The following is a 21,355-nucleotide window of genomic DNA, read 5'->3' as shown; positions in this document are numbered from 1 at the left end:
GCGCCGCCGGTGACGGAGGGTTGGGAATCGGACGTGGGGGTACTTCGGGGGGCGTAGCGAAAACCGCTGAGTGGAGGTTCGCATGGGTATCGACGACAAGATCGACAACGCGTCCGAGAACACCGCGGGCAAGGTCAAGGAAGGCGTCGGCCGGGCCACCGACAACGAGCGCCTCGAGGCCGAGGGTCGCAACGACCAGGCCAGCGCCAACCTCAAGCAGGCCGGCGAGAAGATCAAGGACGCCTTCAAGAGCTGACGTACGCCTTTCGCACGCCGGGCCGGCAACCGCCGGCCCGGCGTGCTGCGCGCCCGAGCCGACCTCCGGTCGGGGCGCGCGTCCTGCGGCGGCGCCGCCGCGTTGGCAGGATGTTCAGTCGCCGCCCGATCTGGCTCGGGGCGCGGGCGGCAACACGACAGCGCGCCCCGGTTGACCGAGGACCGTCCGCGCGACGGCCACCGACCGCACGGGGAGAACGATGTCCGGTACCACCGCGATCCGTACCGCCACCCTGCTGACGCTGACCGCGCTCGCCGGCGGCTGCCAGGCGACCGGGGAGGAGACCGCCGCGCCGGCCGGCGCCACGGCCGCCACGCCCAGCGCCTCCGCCGTCGCCACCGGGACCCCGGGCGCCACCGCCGTGCCGTCCCCGGTGACGGCGGCGAACACCGCGACCGTGTGCGCCGAGGTCGACAAGCTGATCATCGCCGGCAGCCGGAAGATCGCCGACGACTCCGCGGCGGCGACCCGCCGCAAACTCACGCCGGAACAGGTCAACGGGCAGCTCAAGGGCAACCTCAGCGCACTGGCCGACGACGTACGCGGGCAGGCCGCCCGGGCGCGGGACCCCGAGATCAAGGCCCTGCTCACCGACACGGCCGACCGGATCGACGCCGGCGCCAGGTCGGCCACGCCGGTGAAGTGGCTCAGCTCGACCTTCGTCGACATCCCGCGGCGGCTCACCGCCGAGTGCCACGCCTGACCGTCCGAAATCATCGGTCGGCGGCCAGCCGGGCCGCGCGTACCTCCAGATAACGTCGCTCCGGCAGGCTGGTCGTGCCCCGGGCGGCGGCCAGGTACGCGGCCCGCGCCGCCGCCCGCTCCCCGGCCAGTTCCAGCAGGTGGGCGCGGACGGCGGCGAGCCGGTGGTGCCCCGCCGTGCGCTCGTCGGCGTCCAACGGCGCCAGCAGGGCGAGCCCGGCGCGCGGGCCGTCCACCATGGCCACCGCGGCGGCCTGGTTCAGGGTGACCATCGGGTTCGGCGCGATCCGGGCCAGCAGCCGGTACAGCGCGACGATCTGCCGCCAGTCGGTCCCCGCCGCCGACGGCGCCTCGGCGTGCACCGCGGCGATCGCCGCCTGCACCTGGTACGGCCCGGGCGGCGACCAGGTCAGCGCCTCGGTCACCAGGGCGACCCCCTCGGAGATCGCGGCCCGGTCCCAGCGGCTCCGGTCCTGCTCGGCCAGCGGGACCAGCTCACCCGCCGGCCCGGTCCGGGCGGCCCGGTGCGCGTCGGTGAGCAGCATCAACGCCAGCAGCCCGGTGACCTCGCCGTCGTCGGGGAGCAGCCGGCGCAACTCCCGGGTCAGCCGGATCGCCTCCCCGGTCAGTTCCGCCCGGTGCAGGTCCGGCCCGCTGGAGGCGGTGTAACCCTCGTTGAAGACCAGGTAGAGCACGTGCACGACGGCACCCAGCCGGTCGTCGCGGTCCGTCGGCGCGGGCAGGACGAAACGGGCGCCGGTCGCCTCGATCCGCTGCTTGGCCCGGCGGATCCGCTGGCTCATCGTCGCCTCCGGCACCAGGTAGGCCCGGGCGATCTCCGCGGTGCTCAGGCCGCCGACCGCGCGCAGCGTCAACGCCACCTGCGCCGGGACGGTGAGCGCCGGATGGCAGCAGAGGAAGAGCAGCTTCAGCGTGTCGTCCCCAGCCGGCGGCTCCTCGTCAGCGGGCGGCGCCACCGCCGCGTACCCGGGCTCGCGGAGCGCCACCGCGACCTCGCGGTCCCGGCGGGCCCGCTCGCTGCGCCACTCGTCGGCGAGCCGGCGGGTCGCCACGGTGACCAGCCACGCGCGGGGGTGCTCGGGCACACCCTGCTCGGGCCACTGCGTGGCGGCGGCGAGCAGGGCCTCCTGCACGGCGTCCTCACAGGCGTAGAACTGGCCGTGCCGCCGCACGAGGACGGCGAGGACCTGCGGCGCCAGGCTGCGCAGCAGGTCCCCGACGGCGTGTTCGGCAGCGGTCACATCTCCGTCCCGGCCTCGTCCATGACCGGCCGCACCTCCAGCACGCCGAAGCCCATCCGGACGTCCGGCCAGCGGGCGGCGATCTCGGCGGCCCGCTCCGCGCTCTCGCAGTCGACCATCAGGTAGCCGGCGAACTGCTCCTTGCTCTCCATGAACGGGCCGTCGGTGATCTCGGCGCGGCCGCCGACGGACCGGACCGTCCGGGTCTGCGACGGGTCGGCGAGCGCCTGGCCGCCGACCAGCTCACCGGACTCGGCCAGCTCCTTCATGATCACGTCGACCTCGCCGAAGATGGCGTTCCGCTCCTGCTCGGAGAGCTCCTCCACGAAGCCGGGACGGTTCCAGATCAGCAGCATGTACTTCACGGTGCACTCCTCGGGTACGGGGGCCACAGGTGCGGGCGCCTCTCGGTGAAGGGTCGGAGCCGAGTCGCCGTACCCGACATCCTCGCCCGAGGAAGTTCGGAACGGGGTCAGCGCCGCCCGCGTACCGGCCGGCGGGCCGGGGCGCCCGCGTCCAGCGAGGCCCGGTCGGCGGCGGAGGTCCCGGAGGACCAGCCATCGGCGTCGCGCACCTGGAGGCGGTGCCGGGTGACCCCGGGGAACAGGGTGTCCAGCCGCTCCCGGACGGCGTCCGAGCGGGCCGCGAGGACCGGCAGCAGCCGCTCGTCGCCCCGCTCCTCGACCGCATCGCGGTTCGCCGCCTCGGTGGCCGCCCGCAGCCGTTCGCCGATCCGCAGCGCGAACGCGTTGAGGAACGACTCGTCGTAGCCCTTGGTGCGCCGGCTCCCGCCCTTCGCCCGCCGCTCGCCCCGGCCGCGCAGCATCGCGGCGGTGGCCTGCACCAGCAGCGAGGTGTGCAGCAGCTCGACCGCCGCCAGGTCCGCCGGGAAGCCGAGCACGGTGGCGAAGCCCAGATCGTCGGACCAGACCGACTCGCACCGGTTGGCCGCCGCCACCTCCTGCACCAGCAGCGCCTTCGCGGCCGCGTACGGGGCGTCGGTGCTCAGCCGCACCCCACCCGGCTGGTCGGGCCGCTCGGCGGTCGCGTCGAGCAGCGCCGCGTCGATGCTGTGCCGGGCCATCAGCTCCTGGGCCTTGCCGGTCAACGCCTCCGCCTCGGCCGGGAAGGTGGTCGACTCGGCCTTGGCCAGCAGGGCGCGTACCCGGTCCAGCATGCGTGACCCGGACGCCGCGACGGCGACGCGCGGGGCGGCGGCCGGACCGCCGGGCGGCGGCCGGAGCAGCGCGATCGGCGGCAGCGACGCGACCAGTCCGAGGGCATCCACCGCGTCGCGCAGCGCGGTGATCCGGTCGACGCCCTCCCGGGCCGCCCACCGGTTCAGCCAGTCGGTGTCGGTGTCCCACCGGGTGTCCAGCTCCGCGAGCTGGTCGTCGAACCACGGCGGGACCGGGCCGGCCTGGTGGGGGCGCTGGGCCGCGGCGGCCAGCCGGACCAGCCGGGCGGCGCGCGGGTCGAGTCGCCGGACGGCGAGCCGGTCCAGGTCGGCCGGCTGCCAGCCGCGCTGCCAGAGCCGGCCAACGCCGCGGACCAGCCGGGCGAGGAGGGCGGCGTCCACCGCGGGGCCGGCGCCGACCACCAGCCGGTCCAGGGCGCGTTCCGCCGCGCGGATGTCGGTGCCGCGCGCCGCCATGAGGGCGTCGGCGACCAGGTTCTCGGCGTCCGGCACGGTCGGGTCCCCTTCTCCACGGTCGTTCCGGTGCGGCCGACCCCCGGGCGGCGAACTGCGCACCCGCCCGGAACGGTACCGGCGGCACGGCCGCCGCGACCCGTGAGCGCCCTCACGGTCGGTGCGCGGGCGGGATTTCCGCCCCGGTTGTCATCCGACCGGGCCCGTCGTCCGTATTCCTGGGCGGACCACGGGCGGCGCGACGGAGGGAGAGCGATGTGGGCGGGCGTACCGGGCGGGACAGCGGCCTGCACCGCCGGCGTCGGGCATCCCGCGCCGGCTCGGTGACTCTGCTGGCGCTGGTGCTGGCGGTCGGGCTGGCCGCCGGCGGCGCGTACGCCGCCCGGCCCGGCGGCCCCGACCTGCTGATCACGGCCGGCGTCCGGTCGGCCGGCCCGGCCCCGGCGCGCCCGGCCCCGACCCGCTCGGCGGCGACGTCCGGGCCGGCCGTGCCCGCGGCGGGCCGGGTCGCCCGGCCGCCCGCGCCGGCCATCAACTACCCACCCCGGGGTACCGGGAGGTTCCGCACCGCCACCGCCTTCGGCGCGGTGGCGGGCCGCAGCGGCCGGCTGCTCCGCTACCGGGTGGCGGTCGAGGAGGGCATCGACGAGGTCGACGTGGAACGCTTCGGCCGGGAGGTCGCGGTGGTCCTCGCGGATCCGCGAGGCTGGACCGGCGGCGGCGAGTGGCGGCTGCAGCGGGTGGGCCCGGACAGCCCCGCCGACTTCACCGTGCTGCTGACCACCCCGGTCACCCGGGGGGAGCTCTGCGCGGACCCGGCCGACCGCTACACCTCGTGCCGCAACGGCGACCGGGTGGTGATCAACGTAGCCCGGTGGGCCCGCGGTGTCCCCCAGTTCGACGATCTGGGCAGCTATCGGCAGTACCTGCTAAACCACGAGGTCGGTCACCGCCTGGGCCGGGGCCACGAGCTGTGCCCCCGGGCGGGCGGGCCGGCGCCGGTGATGGAACAGCAGACGCTCGGGCTGCACGGCTGCACCCCGAACGCCTGGCCCCGGGTGGCCGGCGCCCCGCACACCGGCCCGGCCGGCCAGTACGACGACCCGATCCCGGCCGAGGACTGACCGACGCCGCCGGGGTGAATACTGGCCGGGTGGAGAGCGTCCGGCCCCGCCTGCTGCTGGTCGAGGACGACCGTGCCCTGACCGGGCTGCTGGCCGACCTCCTCGACGAGGAGGGGTACGACGTCGACGTGGCCGGCGACGGGCACAGCGGCCTGCACCTCGCGCTGACCCGGGACTACCAGCTCCTGGTGGTCGACCGGGGGCTGCCCGCCCTGGACGGGCTGGCGCTGCTCACCCGGCTGCGCGCCCACGGGGTGACCTGCCCCGTCCTGATGCTCACCGCCCGGGGCGCCGTCGAGGACCGGGTGGAGGGGCTGGACGCCGGCGCCGAGGACTACCTCGCCAAGCCGTTCGACGTGGCCGAGCTGCTGGCCCGGCTCCGCGCGCTGCGCCGCCGCCACCCGGACGCGGCGGGTTGGCTGCCGCTGGGCCGGCGCCGGCTGGACGTGGCGAACCGCCGGGTGCTCGACGGCCCGGCGGAGATCCCGCTGTCGGCCCGCGAGTTCGCCGTGCTGCACGCCCTGGCCGGCCGGCCGACGAAGGTCTTCACCCGCGCCGAGCTGCTCAGCGCCGCGTTCGACCACGCCGATGCGCCGGGCACCGTGGACGCCTGCGTCCACCACCTGCGCCGCAAGTTGGGCCGGGAGACCGTCCGGACCGTGCACGGGCTGGGCTACCGGCTCGGCGCGGGCTGAGGCGGGCGGGGAGCGGCGTGGACGAGGCCCGGCTGGCGTACGCCCGCCGGCGCAGCGTCGCCCAGACGGCGGGCGCCATCGGGCTGGTGCTGCTGCTGGTCGGCGCGCTGACGTTCGTGCTGACCAGCCGGCAGCAGTCCCGGGCGCTGGACGCCGGGATGGCCCAGGTGCTGGCGATGGCCGAGGACGTGGACGACCCGCCGCCGGGGCAGTTCCTCGCCCGGCAGCGTCCGGGTGTGGACGCCGGGCCGGAGGTGACCTCGGGCGCGTCGCCGGCGCTGGCGCGCGTACTCGACGACGCGGTGCGGCGGCCGCCGGGACGTTTCGACAGCAGCGCGGGCGACGACCGGCCGGTCCGGGTGCTGGTCGCCCGGCGCTCGGACGGCAGCCGGTGGGCGGTCGCCGCCGACCTGGCGCCGCTGCGCCGGCAGCGGGGGCAGCTCGCCGTCGCGCTGCTCCTGGCCGAGCTGGCCGGGTTGGCCGGCGCGCTGGTGGCCGCCGCGCTGCTGGCCCGCCGGGCCGTCGCGCCGCTCGCGACCGCGCTGACCCTGCAACGCCGCTTCGTCGCCGACGCGTCGCACGAGCTGCGCACCCCGCTGACCGTGCTGCACACCCGGGCGCAACTGCTGGCCCGGCGGGCCCGGACCCGGCCGGCGGAGAGCCTCACCGACCAGCTCGACCAGCTCGTCGCGGACACCCGGGCGCTCGGTGAGGTGGTCGAGGACCTGCTGGTCTCCGCCGCCGCCGAGCACCGGCCGCTGCCCGACACGGTGGTCGACCTGGCCGAGGTGGCCCGCGAGGTGGCGGCCAGCATGACCGAGTACGCCCGGAGCCGGGAGGTGGAGCTGGTGGTGGCGGCCCCCGGCCCGGCGCCGGTCCGGGGCGCCCGGACGGCGCTGCGCCGAGCGCTGATCGCCCTGGTCGACAACGCCGTGGGCCACGTGTCCGCCGGGGGCCGGGTGCGGGTGAGCGTGCAGCGGCGGGACGGGCGGGTGGCCGCGGCGGTGGCGGACGACGGGGTGGGGCTCGACCCGGCCGACGCCGATCGGCTCTTCGACCGCTTCTCGCACGGCGGGTCGGGGGCGGGGCGGCGCTTCGGGCTGGGGCTGGCGCTGGTGCAGCATGTCGCGCAGGCGCACCGGGGGAGCGTCGAGGTGGCCGGGGCGCCCGGGCAGGGCGCGACGTTCACGCTGGTCCTGCCGGCGGCGTGACCCGGCGGCGGGTCGCGCCGCCCGCCGCCGGCCCGGCGCCGGGCGCAAGAACTTCGCAAGAAACGCTGGGCACTGTGGGCCGGAGAGCGAACCCGACCGACGAGGAGAGATCGTGCCCGACACCGTCAACGGACTGCCCGTGCACCCGCTCGTGGTGCACGCCGTCGTCGTCCTGCTGCCGCTGGCCGCGCTCGGCGTGGTCGCGCTGGCCGTCCGCCCGGCCTGGCGGGGCCGCTTCGGCGTGCTCGTCGTGGTGATCGCCGCGCTGGCCACCGCCGCTGTCCCGCTGGCCACCGACAGCGGCGAGAGCCTGGAGCGCCGGGTCGGTGATCCCGGCCAGCACGCCGAGCTGGGCGACACCCTGATCTGGTTCGCGCTGCCGCTGCTGGTCGCCGCGGTCGCCCTGGTCTGGCTGCACCGCCGGGCCCGTGGCCCGGTCGACGGCCCCGCGGAGCGGACCCGTCCGGCCGGAGCGGGGGCGGTGGGCGTGGTGGTCGCCGTGCTGGCGGTGGCCGTCGCGGCGGCGAACCTGGTGCAGGTCTACCGGGTCGGTGACTCCGGCGCGAAGGCCGTCTGGGGTGACACCCCGGCGGCGACCGCCGGCGGGCACGGGAACGACGACGGCATCCCCGGTCCCGCCCCCGCGCCGCGGGCCCGCTGGTGGTGAGATGGACCGCGGGCCCGCGCGGCGGGCGGAGGGGGGCACCGGATGAGTCGGGTCGTGGTCACCGGAGGTAGCGGCAAACTGGGCCGGGCCGTCGTGGCGGAGCTGGTCGACCACGGGTACGACGTGGTGAACGTGGACCTGGCCGCGCCGGCCGAGCCGCGCTGCCCGTTCACCCGGATCGACCTTACCGACCAGGGACAGGTGCTCGAGGCGTTCACCGGCATCGACGAGCGTTACGCGGGAGTGGACGCGGTGGTGCACCTGGCCGCCATCCCCGGGCCGGGCGTGGCCGGGAACGCCGTGACCTTCCGTTACAACATCACCGCCAGCTACCACGTCTTCTCCGCCGCCCGCGCGGTCGGCGTCACCAACGTGGTCTGGGCGTCCAGCGAGACGCTGCTCGGCCTGCCGTTCGAGACGCCGCCGCCGTACCTGCCGGTGGACGAGGAGTACCCGGCCCGGCCGGAGACCTCGTACGCGCTGGCGAAGCACCTGGAAGAGCAGATGGTGGCCCAGTTCTGCCGCTGGGAGCCGCGCCTGAAGGCGATCGGGCTGCGCTTCTCCAACGTGATGGAGCCGGCCGACTACGCCGCCTTCCCCGGGTACGACGCTGACCCGAGGCTGCGCTCCTGGAACGCCTGGGGCTACATCGACGCCCGGGACGGCGCGCAGGCGGTCCGGCTCGCGCTCCAGCACCAGGCGACCGGGATGGACGTCTTCATCATCGCCAACGCCGACACGGTGATGAGCCGCCCGAGCGCCGAGCTGGCCGCCGAGGTCTTCCCGGACGTGGCGCTGCGCCGGGAGCTGACCGGCAACGAGACCCTGCTCTCCATCGACAAGGCCCGCCGGGTGCTCGGCTACGAGCCGAAGCACGGCTGGCGCTGAGGGGGACGACGGCATGGAGTACGTGAAGTTCGGGTCCACCGGCCTGGAGGTGTCCCGGCTCTGCCTGGGCTGCATGAGTTACGGCGTGCCGTCCCGTGGGGCGCACCCGTGGTCGCTGCCGGAGGAGGAGAGCCGGCCGTTCATCCGCCAGGCGTTGGAGCTGGGGGTGAACTTCTTCGACACCGCCAACGTCTACTCGGACGGCACCAGCGAGGAGATCGTCGGCCGGGCGCTCAAGGACTTCGCCGACCGGGACGACGTGGTGATCGCGACGAAGGTGCACGGCCGGATGGGTCCGGGACCGAACCGGGGCGGGTTGTCCCGCAAGCACATCATGAGCGAGATCGACGCGAGCCTGCGCCGGCTGGGCACCGACTACGTGGACCTCTACCAGATCCACCGCCTCGACCCGACCACCCCGATCGAGGAGACCCTGGAGGCGCTGCACGATCTGGTCCGCGCCGGCAAGGTCCGCTACCTCGGCGCCTCCTCGATGTACGCCTGGCAGTTCGCCAAGGCGCTCTGGGCCGCCGAGCGGCACGGCTGGACCCGCTTCGTCTCGATGCAGAACCACTACAACCTGCTCTACCGCGAGGAGGAGCGGGAGATGCTGCCGCTCTGCGCGGACCAGGGGGTCGCGGTGATCCCGTGGAGCCCGCTGGCGCGGGGGCGGCTGACCCGGGACTGGGGGGAGCGCACCGCGCGGGCGGAGGCCGACGAGTTCGGGCGGGGGCTCTACGCGCGTACCGAGGAGCCGGACCGCGCGGTGGTCGAGGCGGTGGCCCGGGTCGCCGAGGCGCGGGGCGTGCCGCGGGCGCAGGTGGCGCTGGCCTGGGTGGCGCGCAACCCGGCGGTGACCGCGCCGATCGTGGGCGCGACAAAGCCGCACCACCTGACCGACGCGGTGGCCGCGCTGGAGCTGAAGCTGACCGGCGAGGAGGTGGCGGCGCTGGAGGCGCCGTACGTCCCGCACCCGGTGGCCGGCTTCTAGTCGGCCGTCGGGCCAGGATCGACAGGTCCTCCGGGCGGGCGTGGTGGGAGTGCCGCAGCAGGACGTGCAGCGCTTCCCGCTCGCTCATCGGATTTCCCTTTTCCACCGTCGTCCGTGCCGTCCCCGGGGCACACCCCGTCCCCGGGTCGGCGAAAGGTGGGCAGCCCGGCTCAGTGGGCGGCGTCGAGGAGGAGTTCCGCGAGCTTCCGGGCGGCGCGGGCCGGGTGTGCGTTCGGGCGGGTGACCGCGTGGGCCAGTACACCGTCGATGAGGACCAGCAGCTGGTCGGCGGCGTCGGCTGGGTCGGGGTGGCCGTACCGGGTGAGCTCGTCACGCATGAGCCGGTGCAGGCCGTCCTTGTAGGCGCGGACCTCGGCGTGCGCGGGGTGGGCCGGGTCGGTGAGCGCCAGCTCGGCCGAGGTGTAGCGGCAGCCCCGGAACGAGGGGTTGGTGGTGACCTGCTCCAGTTCGTCGAAGACGGCCAGGATCCGCTGTCGTGGGTCGTCGCCGCCGCGCCGCATGGCCTCCTGGTAGCGGGCCGGCACGGACGACGTGCGCAGCACCTCGGCGATCAGTTCGTCCTTGCCACCGAAGTGCTGGTAGAGCGAGCGGCGGGCGACGTCGGCCTGCTTGAGGATGGCGTCGACGCCGACGTGCACGCCCTCCCGGTAGGTGAGGTCGCGGGCGGCGTCGAGGAGGCGGTCCCGGGGGCCGGGGCGATCGGTCACGGACCGATTCTGGCACGGGGGTTGACGGTAGAACAACCGGTCGATCTAATACCGACATGAGTAGACCGACCGTTCTATCTAACCCTGCTGATCTGGTCTCGACCGTCACCCTGCCGACCGTGCTGGCCGGGGTCTTCATGACGATCCTCGACTTCTTCATCGTCAACGTCGCCATCCCGGCCACCCAGCGTGACCTGCACGCCGGGCCGGCCCAGGTGGAGTGGGTGATCGCCGGGTACGGGCTCGCCTACGGCTCCGGGCTGATCCTCGGTGGCCGACTCGGCGACCTGCTCGGCCGGCGGCGCGTCTTCGTGGTCGGGCTCGCCCTGTTCACCCTCGCCTCGGTCGCCTGCGGCCTCGCCCCGGACGCCGGCAGCCTGATCGCCGCCCGGGTCGTCCAGGGCGGGTCGGCGGCGCTGCTCGCCCCGCAGGTGCTGGCCATCCTGCGCACCACCTACCACGGGCCGGCCCAGGTCCGGGCGGTCAACGCGTACGCGCTGACGATGGGGCTGGCCGCAGTCTTCGGTCAGCTCGTCGGCGGCCTGCTCATCGAGGCCGACCTCTTCGGGCTGGGCTGGCGGGCGTGCTTCCTGATCAACGCCCCGATCGGGGTGGCGGCGCTGCTGCTCGCCGGGCGGGTGGTACCGGAGAGCCGGGCCGCCGACGGCGTACGGCTCGACGTCGGCGGCGGCGTCCTGGTGACCGCCGCGCTGGTCGGGATCCTGCTGCCGCTGATCGAGGGGCGCGAGCAGGGCTGGCCGTGGTGGACCTGGCTCTCCTTCGCCGGCTCCGCCGCGCTGCTCGTCGGTTACGCCCGCCGCCGCCATGACCAGCCGCTGATCGACCCGGCGCTCTTCCGGGACCGGGCCTTCACGGCCGGCCTGCTCACCCAGTTCGCCTTCACCATGGGGATGGCCGCGTACTTCCTGATCTTCGCCCTGTACGCGCAGCAGGGCCGCGGCCTGGACGCGCTGCGGGCCGGGCTGGTTTTCGTCCCGATCGGGGTCGGGTACCTGGCGGCGTCCCTGCTCGCGCCGAGGCTGGTGGTGCGGCTCGGCCGTCAGGTGATCGCCCTCGGGGGGCTGACCCGGGCCGCCGCGCTGGCCACCCTCCTCGTCGCGGTGGCCGGGGAGCGGCCGATCGGGTGGCTGGTCCCGGCGCTCTTCGTGGACGGCGTCGGGATGGGGCTGGCCCTCGCGCCGATCATGGCTACGGTGCTCGCCCGGGTCGCGCCGCGGCACGCCGGCGCGGCGGCCGGTGTGCTCACCACCGCCCAGCAGGTCGGCGCGGCCGTCGGGGTCGGCATCGTCGGGATCGTCTTCTACGGCGGCCTGCGCGACGGCGTGACCCCCGCCTTCCAGCACGGGCTGTGGTATCTGATCGCGGTCACCCTGGCCGTCGCGGCCCTGGTGCAGCTCCTGCCGAGGAGCGCGGTCCGGGCCTGAGGCCGGTGCGCCGTTGCTGATCGACGGGTGAACGTGCGGGGCCGCCGGGCGGGCGGCTCAGCGGGGGAAGGAGGCCCAGATGTTCTTGGTCTCCTCCGTCGCGTACCAGCCGACGGCGAGGGAGACGGACTGCGCCAACAGCAGCCCGCGACCGCCCGAGTCGAGTGGCTGGGTGTCGGCCAGTTCCGGCACGGTGGTCAGGTCGTGGTCCGCGACGTCGAGGATGAAGCAGTCGTCGGCGGCGAGCAGCGTGACGATGGTCGGCGGGATGCCGTGTCGCAGCGCGTTGCTCGCCAGCTCGGTGGCGACCAGGACGACCAGGCCCGGCACCTCGTCGAGTTCCTCCCCCTGGGCCAGGCCGCAGCGGGTCAGCGCCGAGCACAGCGACGCCCGCAGCTCGCGCAGCTCCGCGGCCGTGCCCAGGTCCCACCGCTCGAGTTCGGTGGCCCGTGGCGGCGGCGGCGAGGTGCGCAACTGTTCCATGATCCTGCCTTACCCTGCGTAGCCGTCCGCTAAGCGGGTGAGCGCGTACGGGCCATCAGGCGGAGCCCCGGACGACGAGCCGGGTGGGAAAGACGAGCGCGTCGGCGCGGCCCCGCCCGCGCCCGGTCGCGCCCGCGCCCGAGCCTGCCAAGCGGGGCCGGTCCCTTCAACGGCCAGCGTCGGGACCGGCCCACCGGTCAGCGCCGGATGAGGGCGAAGACGCCCCAGCCCAGGTACTCCCGCCGGTAGCGGACGTGGCGCAGCGGACCCTCGGTCAACTCCCGCCGCAGCTCCCCGGCGAGCTCGTCGTCCGGGTTGTCGTCCAGCCAGCGGCGCAGGTTGAGCCAGTGGGCGGCCGCGTACCGGTCCCAGCTGTCCTGGTCGGCGAGGACCATCTCGACCAGGTCCCACCCGCACTCGCCGAAGAGCCCGACCAGGCCGGGCAGGTCCCGTAACTGGTCCTTCGTCTCGGCGCGGCACCCCTCGACGGTTTCCCGGTCCGGCGGGTCGAGCCGCCAGTAGGGCTCCCCGACGAGCACCATCCCGCCGGGGCGCAGGCCGCGCGCCAGGATCTCCAGGGTGCCGGGCACACCCCCGCCGATCCAGGTGGCGCCGACGCAGGCGGCCAGGTCGACGGGCTGATCGGGTACGAACGTCGCGGCGTCGCCGTGCACGAACCGCACCCGGTCGACGACGCCCAGCTCGCCGGCCCGCTCCCGGGCGGCGGCGGTGAAGGCGGTGCTGATGTCCACCCCGGTGCCCACCACGCCGTGGTCGCGGGCCCAGGTGCAAAGCAGCTCGCCCTTGCCGCTGCACAGGTCGAGGACCGACGTGCCGGGCCGGAGCTTGAGGGCCCGTCCGAGGGTGGCCAGGTCGAAATGGGGGTGCGGCGGGACTGACGCTGGTCGGCTCGGATCGACACACTCGCAACCGGCACGTATTTCGGGTGTGCCACCCACATGCCCGGTGGCGCGCAGGTGTCGGCCGCGCGGATATCGGCCGTGGTCTATCTCACGTTAGCGTCCTCGCACGCCGGCGGGGCCGCCGGCGCTCCGAACGGGAGAACGCCATGAAGACACCGTGGAAAGCCGCCACCACCCTCGCCGCGGCCCTGCTCCTCGTCCTGCCCGCCACCACCGCCGCCCGGGCCGCCAGCACGCCGTACACGAAGACCCCCGTCGCCGGGTCGCTGCGCAGCTATCCGGTCTCCGCCGTCTACGTCGCCGGGGTCTCCTCCGGCGGGTACATGGCCACCCAACTCCAGGTCGCCTACTCCGGGCGGATCCGGGGCGCCGCCGTCTTCGCCGCCGGGCCCTTCTACTGCGCCCAGAACAACGTCACCCAGGCGCTCTACGGCTGCGGCGACAACAGCTACCCGACGTACGTGTCCACCCTGGAGAGCTACGCCCGCAGCTGGGCGTCGTACGGCTGGATCGACGGCACCGGCAACCTCGCCGGCCAGCCCGTGTACGTCTACCACGGGGGCAGCGATAGCACGGTGAAGAAGTCCGTCACTGACGACCTGGTCCGCTGGTACCAGGACTTCGGGGTCAGCGTGCGGTACGACTCGGGCAGTGCGGCCGGGCACTCCTGGGTCACCCCGTACGGCACGGTGGGCTGCACGGCGACCGCCTCGCCATACCTCAACGACTGCGGCACCGACCCGCAGGGTGCCTTCCTCGGCAAGCTCCTCGGCTCGGTGGCCGCGCCGAACACCGGCCCGCTCGGCGGCACGCTGATCCGGTTCAACCAGGACACCTTCGCGGTCAACGGCTGGGCCAACGGCCTGAGCATGGACGCCAACGGCTTCGCGTACGTGCCGAGCGCCTGCGCGGCCGGGCAGACCTGCCGGCTGCTGGTCGCCCTGCACGGCTGCGTGCAGGGCTACTCCAAGGTGGGCACCGCCTTTGTCGACCGGGCCAACCTCAACCAGTACGCCGACACCAACCGTCTGATCGTCCTCTACCCGCAGGCCATCGCGTCCGGGGTGAACCCGAACGGCTGCTGGGACTGGTGGGGCTACCTCGGTGGGACGAACTACCCGATAAAGGGCGGCGCCCAGGTCGAGACGATCATGAACATGGTCCGCCGGCTGGACGGCTGAGCGGGGCCGTCGGGGGCGGGGTCGTGCTCGACGCCGTCGACCTGGACGTCCCGGAGGCCACGGTCTTCGCCCTGCTCGGCCCGAACGGCGCCGGCAAGACCACGACCGTGCAGATTCTCTCGACGCTGATCCGGGCGGACGCCGGCACGGTCCGGGTCTTCGGGCACGACCTGGTCACCGAGCCGGACCCGGTCCGGGCCGCGATCGGGGTCACCGGGCAGTTCTCGGCGGTAGCCGGTGCAGTGCGGGCGATCAGATCGGCCCCGAACTCGGCCCGGGCGCGGGAGACGAGGATCTGCAGCGCCTTGGCCGGGTGCCGGGGCTGCTCGTCCGGCCACAGCGCCTCGATCAGCGGGGTCGTGCCGCAGCCGGTACGGAGCTGGCCGGCGAGGAGCGCGAGGAGCCCGCGCAGTCGGGGCCCGGTGACCTCCCGGCCGCGGCAGACCACCCCCGACAGCAGGGTCAGTTCGGTGGTCACCCGGACAGGTTATGCACTGGCCGCACCCGCATCGAGGCGCGGCGGGACGGAAGAGCCCCCGCGCGGGCTCCGCCGGCCGCCGGGCGGCGGCTTCTGTCCGGTGCGTCCCGGGTCGCGTGGTCGGCCGGCCCCGATCCGGCTGCCGGGCGATGCGGTCTTGCCACCTGGTGAGATACCGTCGCAAGGTGATCGTCGAGGAGCACTGGTGGAACGGGGACGCGACGGCGCGTGGACGTCGCGACGTGTACATCCGTACGGATGGGCATCGGTGGGAGGTCCAGGCGCAGATTGGTGGCGCCCTCGGCCGGTCGAAGGTGCAGGAGTGCCCCAGCCGTGGTTCGGCCAGCATCCTCGCCGGAGCGTGGCGCGGGGGCGACCCGGCCTGGCGCGAACTGAGGCGCTGACCCCCGCCGCGCGGGCCTGACGTCGGCTCCCGGCGGGCGCCGCCCGGTCAGCCGGTCGGCTGGTCGTGGGTGCCCGCGTACGGGAAGTGCAAGCGGACGCTGGTGCCGCTCGCCCCGGAGTGCACCGTCACCACGTCGGCGAGCTGCCGGGCCAGCCAGAGACCCCGACCGCCGACCCGGCCCGCGCTGCCGGGCCGGTGGAAACCGGCCGTCGGGGGGATTCGCTGGCCGCCCGAGTCGGCCACCTGGACGATGAGCGTGTCCCCACGGTGCCAGCTCCGGACCGGGGGTGCCCCGTGGACCAGCCCGTTGGTGGCCACCTCGGTGACCGCGACGACGATGTCACCCGTCGCGTCCGGGTCGAACGATCTCGCCTCGGCCCAGCCGCGCAGCGCGCCGCGGAGCGGGGTGAGCTGGTCGAGGTGCACGAGGCCGGCGTCGAGGTCCACCACCGGCGGCACCGCGTCGAGCGGGATCTGGCTGCGTCGCCGCAGGTAGTCGGCCGACCCGACGTAGCCGGAGTTGGGCTCGCAGCCGTGCTCGGTGAGCTCGTGGTTGTGCAGGGTCCGGGCGCTCTCGACGAGGAGCGTGAGCCGTCATGCGGCACCCGCAGTCGGCACCCTGCCGTGGCAGCCAGCGGCGGCACCGACCCACCCCGTGCCGTCGGAGACGCCGACGAGGGTGGTTACCGGGGTCGGAGGCCACTCCGCCATGTGAGACCACGCCTTCCGGGAAGGAGGGTGCAAAGCCGGGGCGGTACGGCGTCGGCGGAGGTGTCGAAGTCGGTGAATGCCCGACGGGGTAGGTCCCGTGGGACGAGCCTAGCGCTGTCCCCCGACCCCCGCTCAGTTCGACGGTCACCCGGCGCGCTGCTACTCCCTCGGTCCGTTCGCGGCCCGCGCGACCAGGGACTGGGCGACCTCCCGGAGCGTGAGCGGCCTTCCCGGGTGTTGGGTGGGGCGTCGGATAGGTTGGTCACCGGTGTGCCGGGAAGTCTGGTCGGCGATGGATGAGCAACCCCTGTCGACGAGGAGACCCCGTGACCGACGCCCCCCGGCGCCGTGCCAGCCTGTTCGCCCGCCGCTCCTGGGCCGAGACCAGTCGCATCTCGGCCATCCTCCGCAAGGAGACGGTCGGCGGGGCGCTGCTGCTCGTGGGCGCTCTGCTGGCCCTGGTCTGGTCGAATTCCCCCTGGTCGGAGGGTTACCAGTCGCTGCGCGACCTTCGTTTCGGTCCGGCGGCGCTGCACCTCGACCTCAGTGTGGCCAGCTGGGCCGCCGACGGGCTGCTGGCGATCTTCTTCTTCGTCGCCGGGCTGGAGCTGAAGCGCGAGTTCGTCGCGGGTGATCTGCGGGATCCGCGCCGGGCGGCGGTGCCGGTGGCGGCGGCGGCGGGCGGCGTGCTGGTACCGGCGGTCCTCTACACCCTGATCGCGGGAGGCGACGGCGCGAAGGGGTGGGCGATCCCCACCGCGACGGACATCGCCTTCGCCCTCGCCGTGCTGGCCGTGGTCGGCCGCTTCCTGCCGTCGGCGCTGCGTACCTTCCTGCTCACCCTGGCGGTCGTCGACGACCTGCTCGCGATCGTGATCATCGCCGTCTTCTACACCGCGCATCTGTCCGTTGTACCGCTGCTGGGCGCGCTGGTCCCGCTCGCGATCTTCGCCGTGCTGGTGCAGCGGCGCGTCCGGTCCTGGTGGCTGCTGCTGCCGCTGGCGGCCGTGACCTGGGCGTTGGTGCACGCGTCCGGGGTGCACGCCACCGTGGCCGGCGTCCTGCTGGCCTTCACCGTGCCGGTGATCCGCAGCCAGGCCGCGGGTGGTCCCGACGCCGGCCCGGGGCTGGCCGAGCATTTCGAGCACCGGTTCCGGCCGATCTCCGCCGGCATCGCGGTGCCGGTGTTCGCGTTCCTCTCCGCCGGGGTCACCGTGGGCGGCATCGCCGGCCTGGCCACCGCGCTGACCGACCGGGTGGCGCTCGGCATCGTCGTCGGCCTGGTCGTCGGCAAACCGGTCGGCATCATGACCGCCACCTGGCTGGTGTCCCGCTTCACCCGCGCGAACCTGGAGGAGGGTCTCAACTGGCTCGACGTGTTCGGCCTGGCCCTGCTCGGCGGCATCGGGTTCACCGTGTCCCTGCTGATCGGCGAGTTGGCGTTCGGCCTCGGCAGTGCCCGGGACGGTCACGTCAAGGTCGCCGTGCTGACCGGGTCGCTGCTCGCCGCGATGGTGGCCACGGTCATCCTGCGCGCCCGTGGCCGCCTCTACCGCAGGGTGTACGAGGCGGAGACCGTCGACCGCGACCACGACGGCGTGCCGGACATCTACCAACCGCAGGCCGAGGGGCAGACCGGCTGACGTAGCGTGTCCCGTCCGGCTGGGTCAGACCTTTCGGCGGTGACCGAGCTCTGCCCAGAGTCGCTCCTCCACCGGCGACATCGGCACGTGCGCCGCGAGCCGCTCGGGGTGCCCCTCGGTCGGGGTGCTGGCCGCCGTGCTCGCCCGGCCCGCGGGGCTCGATGCGCCGGGGGGCGGCAGCAGGATCAAGCCGGTGTAACCGGCGCCGCAGTGTTGCAGGCCCAGCCACAGTGTCCGCGACACCGTCCGGAGCCATCGCACGTACCCTGCCGGCACCGACCTCACCACCCACACCGATTCTGCCCGCATCGCCCCGAAATCCGGTAGCGCCCTGGTGGCCATGGTCGGCCGACCGGCTCGAAGAACGCTCGACGGACGGACGGACGGACGGACGGGCGGGCCGCCGTCCGTCGTACGAGGCGATGAAGGTCCGGCTGGGACAATCCCGATCCTCGGCCTGTCGGGTCACCTCACCGACGTCGATCCGGCGACCAGCGGTTCCGGCGTTGCCGTGCTGCCGACCGAGCGGGCGGGTACCGGAAACCGCATGCGGCAGACGATGGCCTCGCTGTGCCGGCGTACGGCGCGTTCGAGCACGGCGCCGCGGTTGTTGCGCAGCAGCCGCTCCCAGCGGCGGTCGGGCTGCACCTCCGGAATGATCACGAAGACGTGCCGACCGGCGTAGCGATCCCGCAGGTGGGCGGCGAGCGGCCGGCCGAGGTCACGGTCCGCGGCGGCGATCACGGCCAGCGGCACGTCGGGGTGCCAGGCCTCCCAGGCGACGCGGAACCGGGCGGCGGCGGTGGCGGGCTCGTCGGTGTAGGCGACGTGGACAGCGGCGACCTCGTCGCCGAGGGACAGGGCGGCGGCCAGTGCCCGGCGGGTCAGTTCCGAGACCTCACCGACGGGGACGATGACGATCGACGGGCCGGGGTGGGGCGGCACGGGGGTGCGGCCGAGCCCCAGGGTGCTGCCGATGCGCTGGTACGCACGGTGTACCCGCTCGAAACCGAGCACGAGCAGCGGCAGGGCGATCGCGATCAGCCAGGCTCCCTCGGCCAGCTTGCTTCCGGTGGTGACGATGGCGGCGGCGAGGGTGAGCAGGGCACCGAAGCCGTTGAGCGCGAGCTTCCACCGCCAGCCGCGGCCGCATACCGCCAGCCAGTGGCGCACCATGCCGTACTGGGCGATGGTGAAGCCGACGAAGACCCCGATCGCGAAGAGCGGCACGAGGGTGTTCACCTGGCCGCGCGCGGCGACCAGCAGCACCGCGGCGATCGCGGAGAGCACCAGTACGCCGTACCGGTAGACCTGCCAGCGGGCGCGCAGGGCGAACACGTGCGGCAGGTAGTTGTCCTCGGCGAGCAGCTTCGCCAGCACGGGCAGCCCACCGAAGGAGGTGTTCGCGGCGAGCGCGAGCAGCACCATGGTGGTGACCTGCACCAGGTAGAAGCCGATGCCGTGGCCGAGGGTGGCGTCGGTGAGCTGGGCCAGGACGGTGACGCCCTCGACCGGGGTGATCTGGAAGCGGCTGATCAGGGTGGCCAGGCCGATCAGCATGATGCCGAGGAGCGCGCCGAGCGCCACCTCGGCACGCTGGGCGCGGCGGACGGCGGGCTCCCGGAACGCCGGGACCGCGTTGGCGATTGCCTCCACGCCGGTGAGCGCCGCGCAGCCGTTGGCGAAGGCCTTGAGCAGCAAAAGTGCCCCGACCGCCTGCACCGGCCCGGCGGCCGCCGCCGGCTCGGCCGTGGCGGCCGGCGCGTCCCGCAGCAGGCCCACGACGATAACGGTGAGGATGGCGCCGACGAAGAGCGCGGTGGGTGCGATGAACACCCGCGCACTGGCGGCGATGCCGCGCAGGTTCACCGCCGTGATCGCCACGAGGATGGCCAGGCACAGCTCGACCGTGTACGGCAGCAGTGCCGGGAACGCCGAGGTCAGGGCGGCCACCCCCGCGGCGACGGAGACGGCCACGTTGAGCACGTAGTCCACCACCAGCGAGGCCGCCGCCACCAGGCTGGTCCGCCGGGACAGGTGCCGCTTCGCCACCGCGTAGGCGCCGCCGCCGTCGGGGAAGGCCCCGATGACCTGCCGGTACGACAGGACGAGGACCGCGAGCAGCCCGGCGATGGCCAGGGTGACCGGCAGCGTGAAGCCCAGCCCGATCCCCCCGGCGGACGCCAGGACCAGGACGATGGCCTCCGGGCCGTAGGCCACCGACGCCATCGCGTCCAGCGACAGGGCGGCCAGTCCGCCGAGCACGCTCAGCCGGTCGCGACCGGCGGCGCCGCCAGCGCCCGGTCGGACGGGTCGCCAGGACCGCCGCCAGCGTGGCAGGCCGGTCTGGCCGGTCGGGCTGTGGTCGGACGCGGGATCCACCAGGGTCGCGGCATCGGGCATGAGCCCGAATATGCGCCGCCGGGAACCGGATCCGCCGGATCCGATACACGATGTTGATGCCGGGAGCCGGTCTTTTGACGTGGCTTTCACGCCCTCGGGAGGGGCCTCCCGGAACGGCGTCGGAGGTGGCGGCCGGCAGGCCGTCAAAGCGATGTCAAAAATCGAGCGCCCGGCGTAGCGAACGTGTGAAAGCCATCGACGGTGGCTGCCGGCCGGACTGGTATGGCCGGAGGCGGGCCTGAGGTGCGGGCTCGCGTTGTCGCCGGAGGCGTGCCGTGGCTGTCGATCGAAATCAGGAAACCGGGACGTACGCGGAGCCGACCCCGACGGGGATCAGCGTCGCGGTCGGCTGGGCGGCGATGGTCGGGGCGGTGCTGCTGGCTGCTGCCGTGTTCCCGCCGGTGGACCTGGCGGCCCGGGCGTTCCTCGTCGCCGTCGCCGCCGGGGCGTACGCGGCGCTGGTGGCTGACCTGCGGGCGGTCGCCGCGGTGACGGCCCTGGCGATGGCCACGTTCGTCGGGTTCCTCGCGCACCGGTATGGCGAACTGACCGGTGGCGGTGGCGCCTGGACCTACGCGGCGCTCATCGCGTTCGCCGCGGTCCTCGGCGTCGGTTACCGGCACCTGCGCGCGATGGCCTCGGCCGATGGTCAGGAGGCGGACCGGTACCCGTCGGTGGTCGGGTCGCGTACCAGCGTGGTGGCGCCGCCGGACGACGCGCCGGGCGGTCCCCGTGCGGCGTGAGTCCGCCGGAGCTGCCGAGGACGGGACGGCTGGCGCCGGCCTGTCGATCGCTGTGGAGTTGGTGACGGGGCGTGGCCAGAGCTGGTGGCCGCGCCCCGGTCGCGTTTTCGCGGCCAGTTCGGCGCACACCTTCGCCGACCTCGCGGAGGCCATCGACGTCGCCTTCGGCCGCCGGGACCTCGACCACCTGAGGATGTTCGTACTGCCCGGCGGGGTCGAGGTGAGCTGGTCGGCGTGGCGGGACGGGCCCGCCTTCCCCGGCACCCTGGACGGCCGGCTCTGCCGGCTCGACCTCCTGCCCCCCGGCGCCTCGTTCGCCTACGTGTTCGACCTGGGCGAGGACTGGACCCACCTGTGCACCGTCCGCCGCGCCGACGACCGCTGCTTACGGGCTTCGCGGACGCCGTACCCCATGCACGGTTGGGGAGCCGTCCCGGACCAGCACGCGCGGAACCTCCCCGGCGAACACGCCCCGACCCGCCCGTCGCGGCACGCGATGGCGGATCTGCCGCCCATCCTGCCCTCCTGGGGTGCGCGCCGCTGACCGCCGGCGCGCGGTGACCGTCGTCACCCGATCAGGGGTCAACGTCAAAAACGCGTCAAGAATCGCCCGCTCCCCGTCATGGTCGCGTTATAGCCCCTGTCCCTCGACTGGGTGTGGCGCTTTGATTGCCCGGCGCGACCGGAAGGCGGTCGTGAGAACTAGTCCGCGATGAGGAGTCAGCTGTGTCTGACGTGGTGTT

At 74.4% G+C, this 21,355-nt stretch carries 23 protein-coding genes and 1 pseudogene; 15 read left to right on the top strand and 9 right to left on the bottom strand.

The window, feature by feature from the left end:
- Nucleotides 1-82: 82 nt before the first annotated feature.
- A complete protein-coding gene (locus OG799_RS26045; protein WP_406038445.1) occupies nucleotides 83-256 on the top strand; it encodes a CsbD family protein in 174 nt (57 codons plus the stop codon).
- Between the two features lie 220 nt (nucleotides 257-476).
- Nucleotides 477-980: a hypothetical protein gene (locus OG799_RS26040; protein ID WP_406038443.1), complete on the top strand. Its 504-nt coding sequence runs from the start codon at nucleotides 477-479 to the stop codon at nucleotides 978-980.
- A gap of 10 nt (nucleotides 981-990) precedes the next feature.
- On the opposite strand, the gene OG799_RS26035 is transcribed toward OG799_RS26040, so the two are convergent.
- The 3 genes from OG799_RS26035 to OG799_RS26025 form a co-directional block, all read right to left on the bottom strand.
- The gene (locus OG799_RS26035) at nucleotides 991-2,241 is read right to left on the bottom strand and encodes an RNA polymerase sigma factor (protein ID WP_406038441.1); all 1,251 of its coding nucleotides are present in this window, start codon (nucleotides 2,239-2,241) and stop codon (nucleotides 991-993) included.
- Entirely contained in the window at nucleotides 2,238-2,597 is a 360-nt protein-coding gene (locus OG799_RS26030) for a YciI family protein (RefSeq protein WP_406046409.1), read from the bottom strand. The genes OG799_RS26035 and OG799_RS26030 overlap by 4 nt, the downstream gene beginning before the upstream one ends.
- A 116-nt stretch (nucleotides 2,598-2,713) precedes the next feature.
- Nucleotides 2,714-3,931, bottom strand: a complete 1,218-nt coding sequence (locus OG799_RS26025) for a DUF2786 domain-containing protein (RefSeq protein WP_406038439.1) — start codon at nucleotides 3,929-3,931, stop codon at nucleotides 2,714-2,716.
- 218 nt (nucleotides 3,932-4,149) lie between these two features.
- On the opposite strand from OG799_RS26025, the gene OG799_RS26020 reads away from it, so the two are divergent.
- The 6 genes from OG799_RS26020 to OG799_RS25995 all read left to right on the top strand — a co-directional run bounded on the left by OG799_RS26020 (nucleotide 4,150) and on the right by OG799_RS25995 (nucleotide 9,468).
- Nucleotides 4,150-5,016, top strand: a complete 867-nt coding sequence (locus tag OG799_RS26020) for a DUF3152 domain-containing protein (protein ID WP_406038437.1) — start codon at nucleotides 4,150-4,152, stop codon at nucleotides 5,014-5,016.
- A gap of 29 nt (nucleotides 5,017-5,045) precedes the next feature.
- Entirely contained in the window at nucleotides 5,046-5,711 is a 666-nt protein-coding gene (locus OG799_RS26015) for a response regulator transcription factor (protein WP_406038435.1), read from the top strand.
- Nucleotides 5,712-5,728: 17 nt separating this feature from the next.
- Nucleotides 5,729-6,922 carry a sensor histidine kinase gene (locus tag OG799_RS26010; protein WP_406038433.1) on the top strand — a complete coding sequence of 398 codons (1,194 nt, stop codon included), beginning with the start codon at nucleotides 5,729-5,731 and terminating at the stop codon, nucleotides 6,920-6,922.
- Between the two features lie 112 nt (nucleotides 6,923-7,034).
- Complete coding sequence (locus OG799_RS26005; protein WP_406038431.1) at nucleotides 7,035-7,589, top strand: DUF2231 domain-containing protein; 555 nt, start codon at nucleotides 7,035-7,037, stop codon at nucleotides 7,587-7,589.
- 42 nt (nucleotides 7,590-7,631) lie between these two features.
- Complete coding sequence (locus OG799_RS26000) at nucleotides 7,632-8,477, top strand: NAD-dependent epimerase/dehydratase family protein (RefSeq protein WP_406038429.1); 846 nt, start codon at nucleotides 7,632-7,634, stop codon at nucleotides 8,475-8,477.
- A 13-nt stretch (nucleotides 8,478-8,490) separates the two neighbouring features.
- A complete protein-coding gene (locus OG799_RS25995) occupies nucleotides 8,491-9,468 on the top strand; it encodes an aldo/keto reductase (protein WP_406038427.1) in 978 nt (325 codons plus the stop codon).
- 170 nt (nucleotides 9,469-9,638) lie between these two features.
- Here the strand turns inward: OG799_RS25995 and OG799_RS25990 are convergent, their stop codons facing one another.
- Nucleotides 9,639-10,196, bottom strand: coding sequence for a TetR/AcrR family transcriptional regulator (locus OG799_RS25990; RefSeq protein WP_406038425.1), 558 nt, complete (start codon nucleotides 10,194-10,196; stop codon nucleotides 9,639-9,641).
- Between the two features lie 56 nt (nucleotides 10,197-10,252).
- Here OG799_RS25990 and OG799_RS25985 point away from each other — a divergent pair, with 56 nt between their 5' ends.
- A complete protein-coding gene (locus OG799_RS25985) occupies nucleotides 10,253-11,641 on the top strand; it encodes an MFS transporter (protein ID WP_406038423.1) in 1,389 nt (462 codons plus the stop codon).
- A 57-nt stretch (nucleotides 11,642-11,698) separates the two neighbouring features.
- On the opposite strand, the gene OG799_RS25980 is transcribed toward OG799_RS25985, so the two are convergent.
- Both OG799_RS25980 and OG799_RS25975 read right to left on the bottom strand, forming a co-directional pair.
- Nucleotides 11,699-12,124: an ATP-binding protein gene (locus OG799_RS25980; RefSeq protein WP_406038421.1), complete on the bottom strand. Its 426-nt coding sequence runs from the start codon at nucleotides 12,122-12,124 to the stop codon at nucleotides 11,699-11,701.
- A gap of 197 nt (nucleotides 12,125-12,321) precedes the next feature.
- Entirely contained in the window at nucleotides 12,322-13,083 is a 762-nt protein-coding gene (locus OG799_RS25975; protein ID WP_406038419.1) for an SAM-dependent methyltransferase, read from the bottom strand.
- Between the two features lie 110 nt (nucleotides 13,084-13,193).
- On the opposite strand from OG799_RS25975, the gene OG799_RS25970 reads away from it, so the two are divergent.
- The 3 genes and pseudogenes from OG799_RS25970 to OG799_RS25960 all read left to right on the top strand — a co-directional run bounded on the left by OG799_RS25970 (nucleotide 13,194) and on the right by OG799_RS25960 (nucleotide 15,110).
- Nucleotides 13,194-14,228 (top strand): poly(3-hydroxybutyrate) depolymerase, encoded by a 1,035-nt coding sequence (locus OG799_RS25970; RefSeq protein ID WP_406038417.1) that lies wholly within the window; start codon nucleotides 13,194-13,196, stop codon nucleotides 14,226-14,228.
- A pseudogene (locus OG799_RS25965) lies at nucleotides 14,225-14,461 on the top strand (ATP-binding cassette domain-containing protein); the annotation flags it as partial. The gene OG799_RS25970 and the pseudogene OG799_RS25965, both read left to right, overlap by 4 nt.
- 430 nt (nucleotides 14,462-14,891) lie before the next feature.
- A complete protein-coding gene (locus OG799_RS25960) occupies nucleotides 14,892-15,110 on the top strand; it encodes a hypothetical protein (RefSeq protein WP_406038415.1) in 219 nt (72 codons plus the stop codon).
- Between the two features lie 47 nt (nucleotides 15,111-15,157).
- Here OG799_RS25960 and OG799_RS25955 read toward each other — a convergent pair whose 3' ends face one another.
- Nucleotides 15,158-15,562, bottom strand: coding sequence for an ATP-binding protein (locus tag OG799_RS25955; protein WP_406038413.1), 405 nt, complete (start codon nucleotides 15,560-15,562; stop codon nucleotides 15,158-15,160).
- Between the two features lie 557 nt (nucleotides 15,563-16,119).
- Here OG799_RS25955 and nhaA point away from each other — a divergent pair.
- Nucleotides 16,120-17,466: a Na+/H+ antiporter NhaA gene (gene nhaA / locus OG799_RS25950; protein ID WP_406038411.1), complete on the top strand. Its 1,347-nt coding sequence runs from the start codon at nucleotides 16,120-16,122 to the stop codon at nucleotides 17,464-17,466.
- Between the two features lie 24 nt (nucleotides 17,467-17,490).
- On the opposite strand, the gene OG799_RS25945 is transcribed toward nhaA, so the two are convergent.
- Entirely contained in the window at nucleotides 17,491-17,709 is a 219-nt protein-coding gene (locus tag OG799_RS25945) for a DUF6059 family protein (protein ID WP_406038409.1), read from the bottom strand.
- A gap of 222 nt (nucleotides 17,710-17,931) precedes the next feature.
- A complete protein-coding gene (locus OG799_RS25940) occupies nucleotides 17,932-19,869 on the bottom strand; it encodes an APC family permease (protein WP_406038407.1) in 1,938 nt (645 codons plus the stop codon).
- 275 nt (nucleotides 19,870-20,144) lie between these two features.
- Between OG799_RS25940 and OG799_RS25935 the strand changes: the two genes are divergently transcribed.
- Together OG799_RS25935 and OG799_RS25930 are read left to right on the top strand one after the other, a co-directional pair.
- Nucleotides 20,145-20,612 carry a hypothetical protein gene (locus OG799_RS25935; RefSeq protein ID WP_406038405.1) on the top strand — a complete coding sequence of 156 codons (468 nt, stop codon included), beginning with the start codon at nucleotides 20,145-20,147 and terminating at the stop codon, nucleotides 20,610-20,612.
- Nucleotides 20,602-21,156, top strand: a complete 555-nt coding sequence (locus tag OG799_RS25930; protein WP_406038403.1) for an IS1096 element passenger TnpR family protein — start codon at nucleotides 20,602-20,604, stop codon at nucleotides 21,154-21,156. Before OG799_RS25935 ends, OG799_RS25930 begins: the two co-directional genes overlap by 11 nt.
- Nucleotides 21,157-21,355 lie beyond the last annotated feature (199 nt).

The organism is Micromonospora sp. NBC_00898 (genome assembly GCF_045207895.1).
GTDB lineage: Bacteria > Actinomycetota > Actinomycetes > Mycobacteriales > Micromonosporaceae > Micromonospora.
This window is presented reverse-complemented; position numbering and strand designations above follow the sequence as displayed.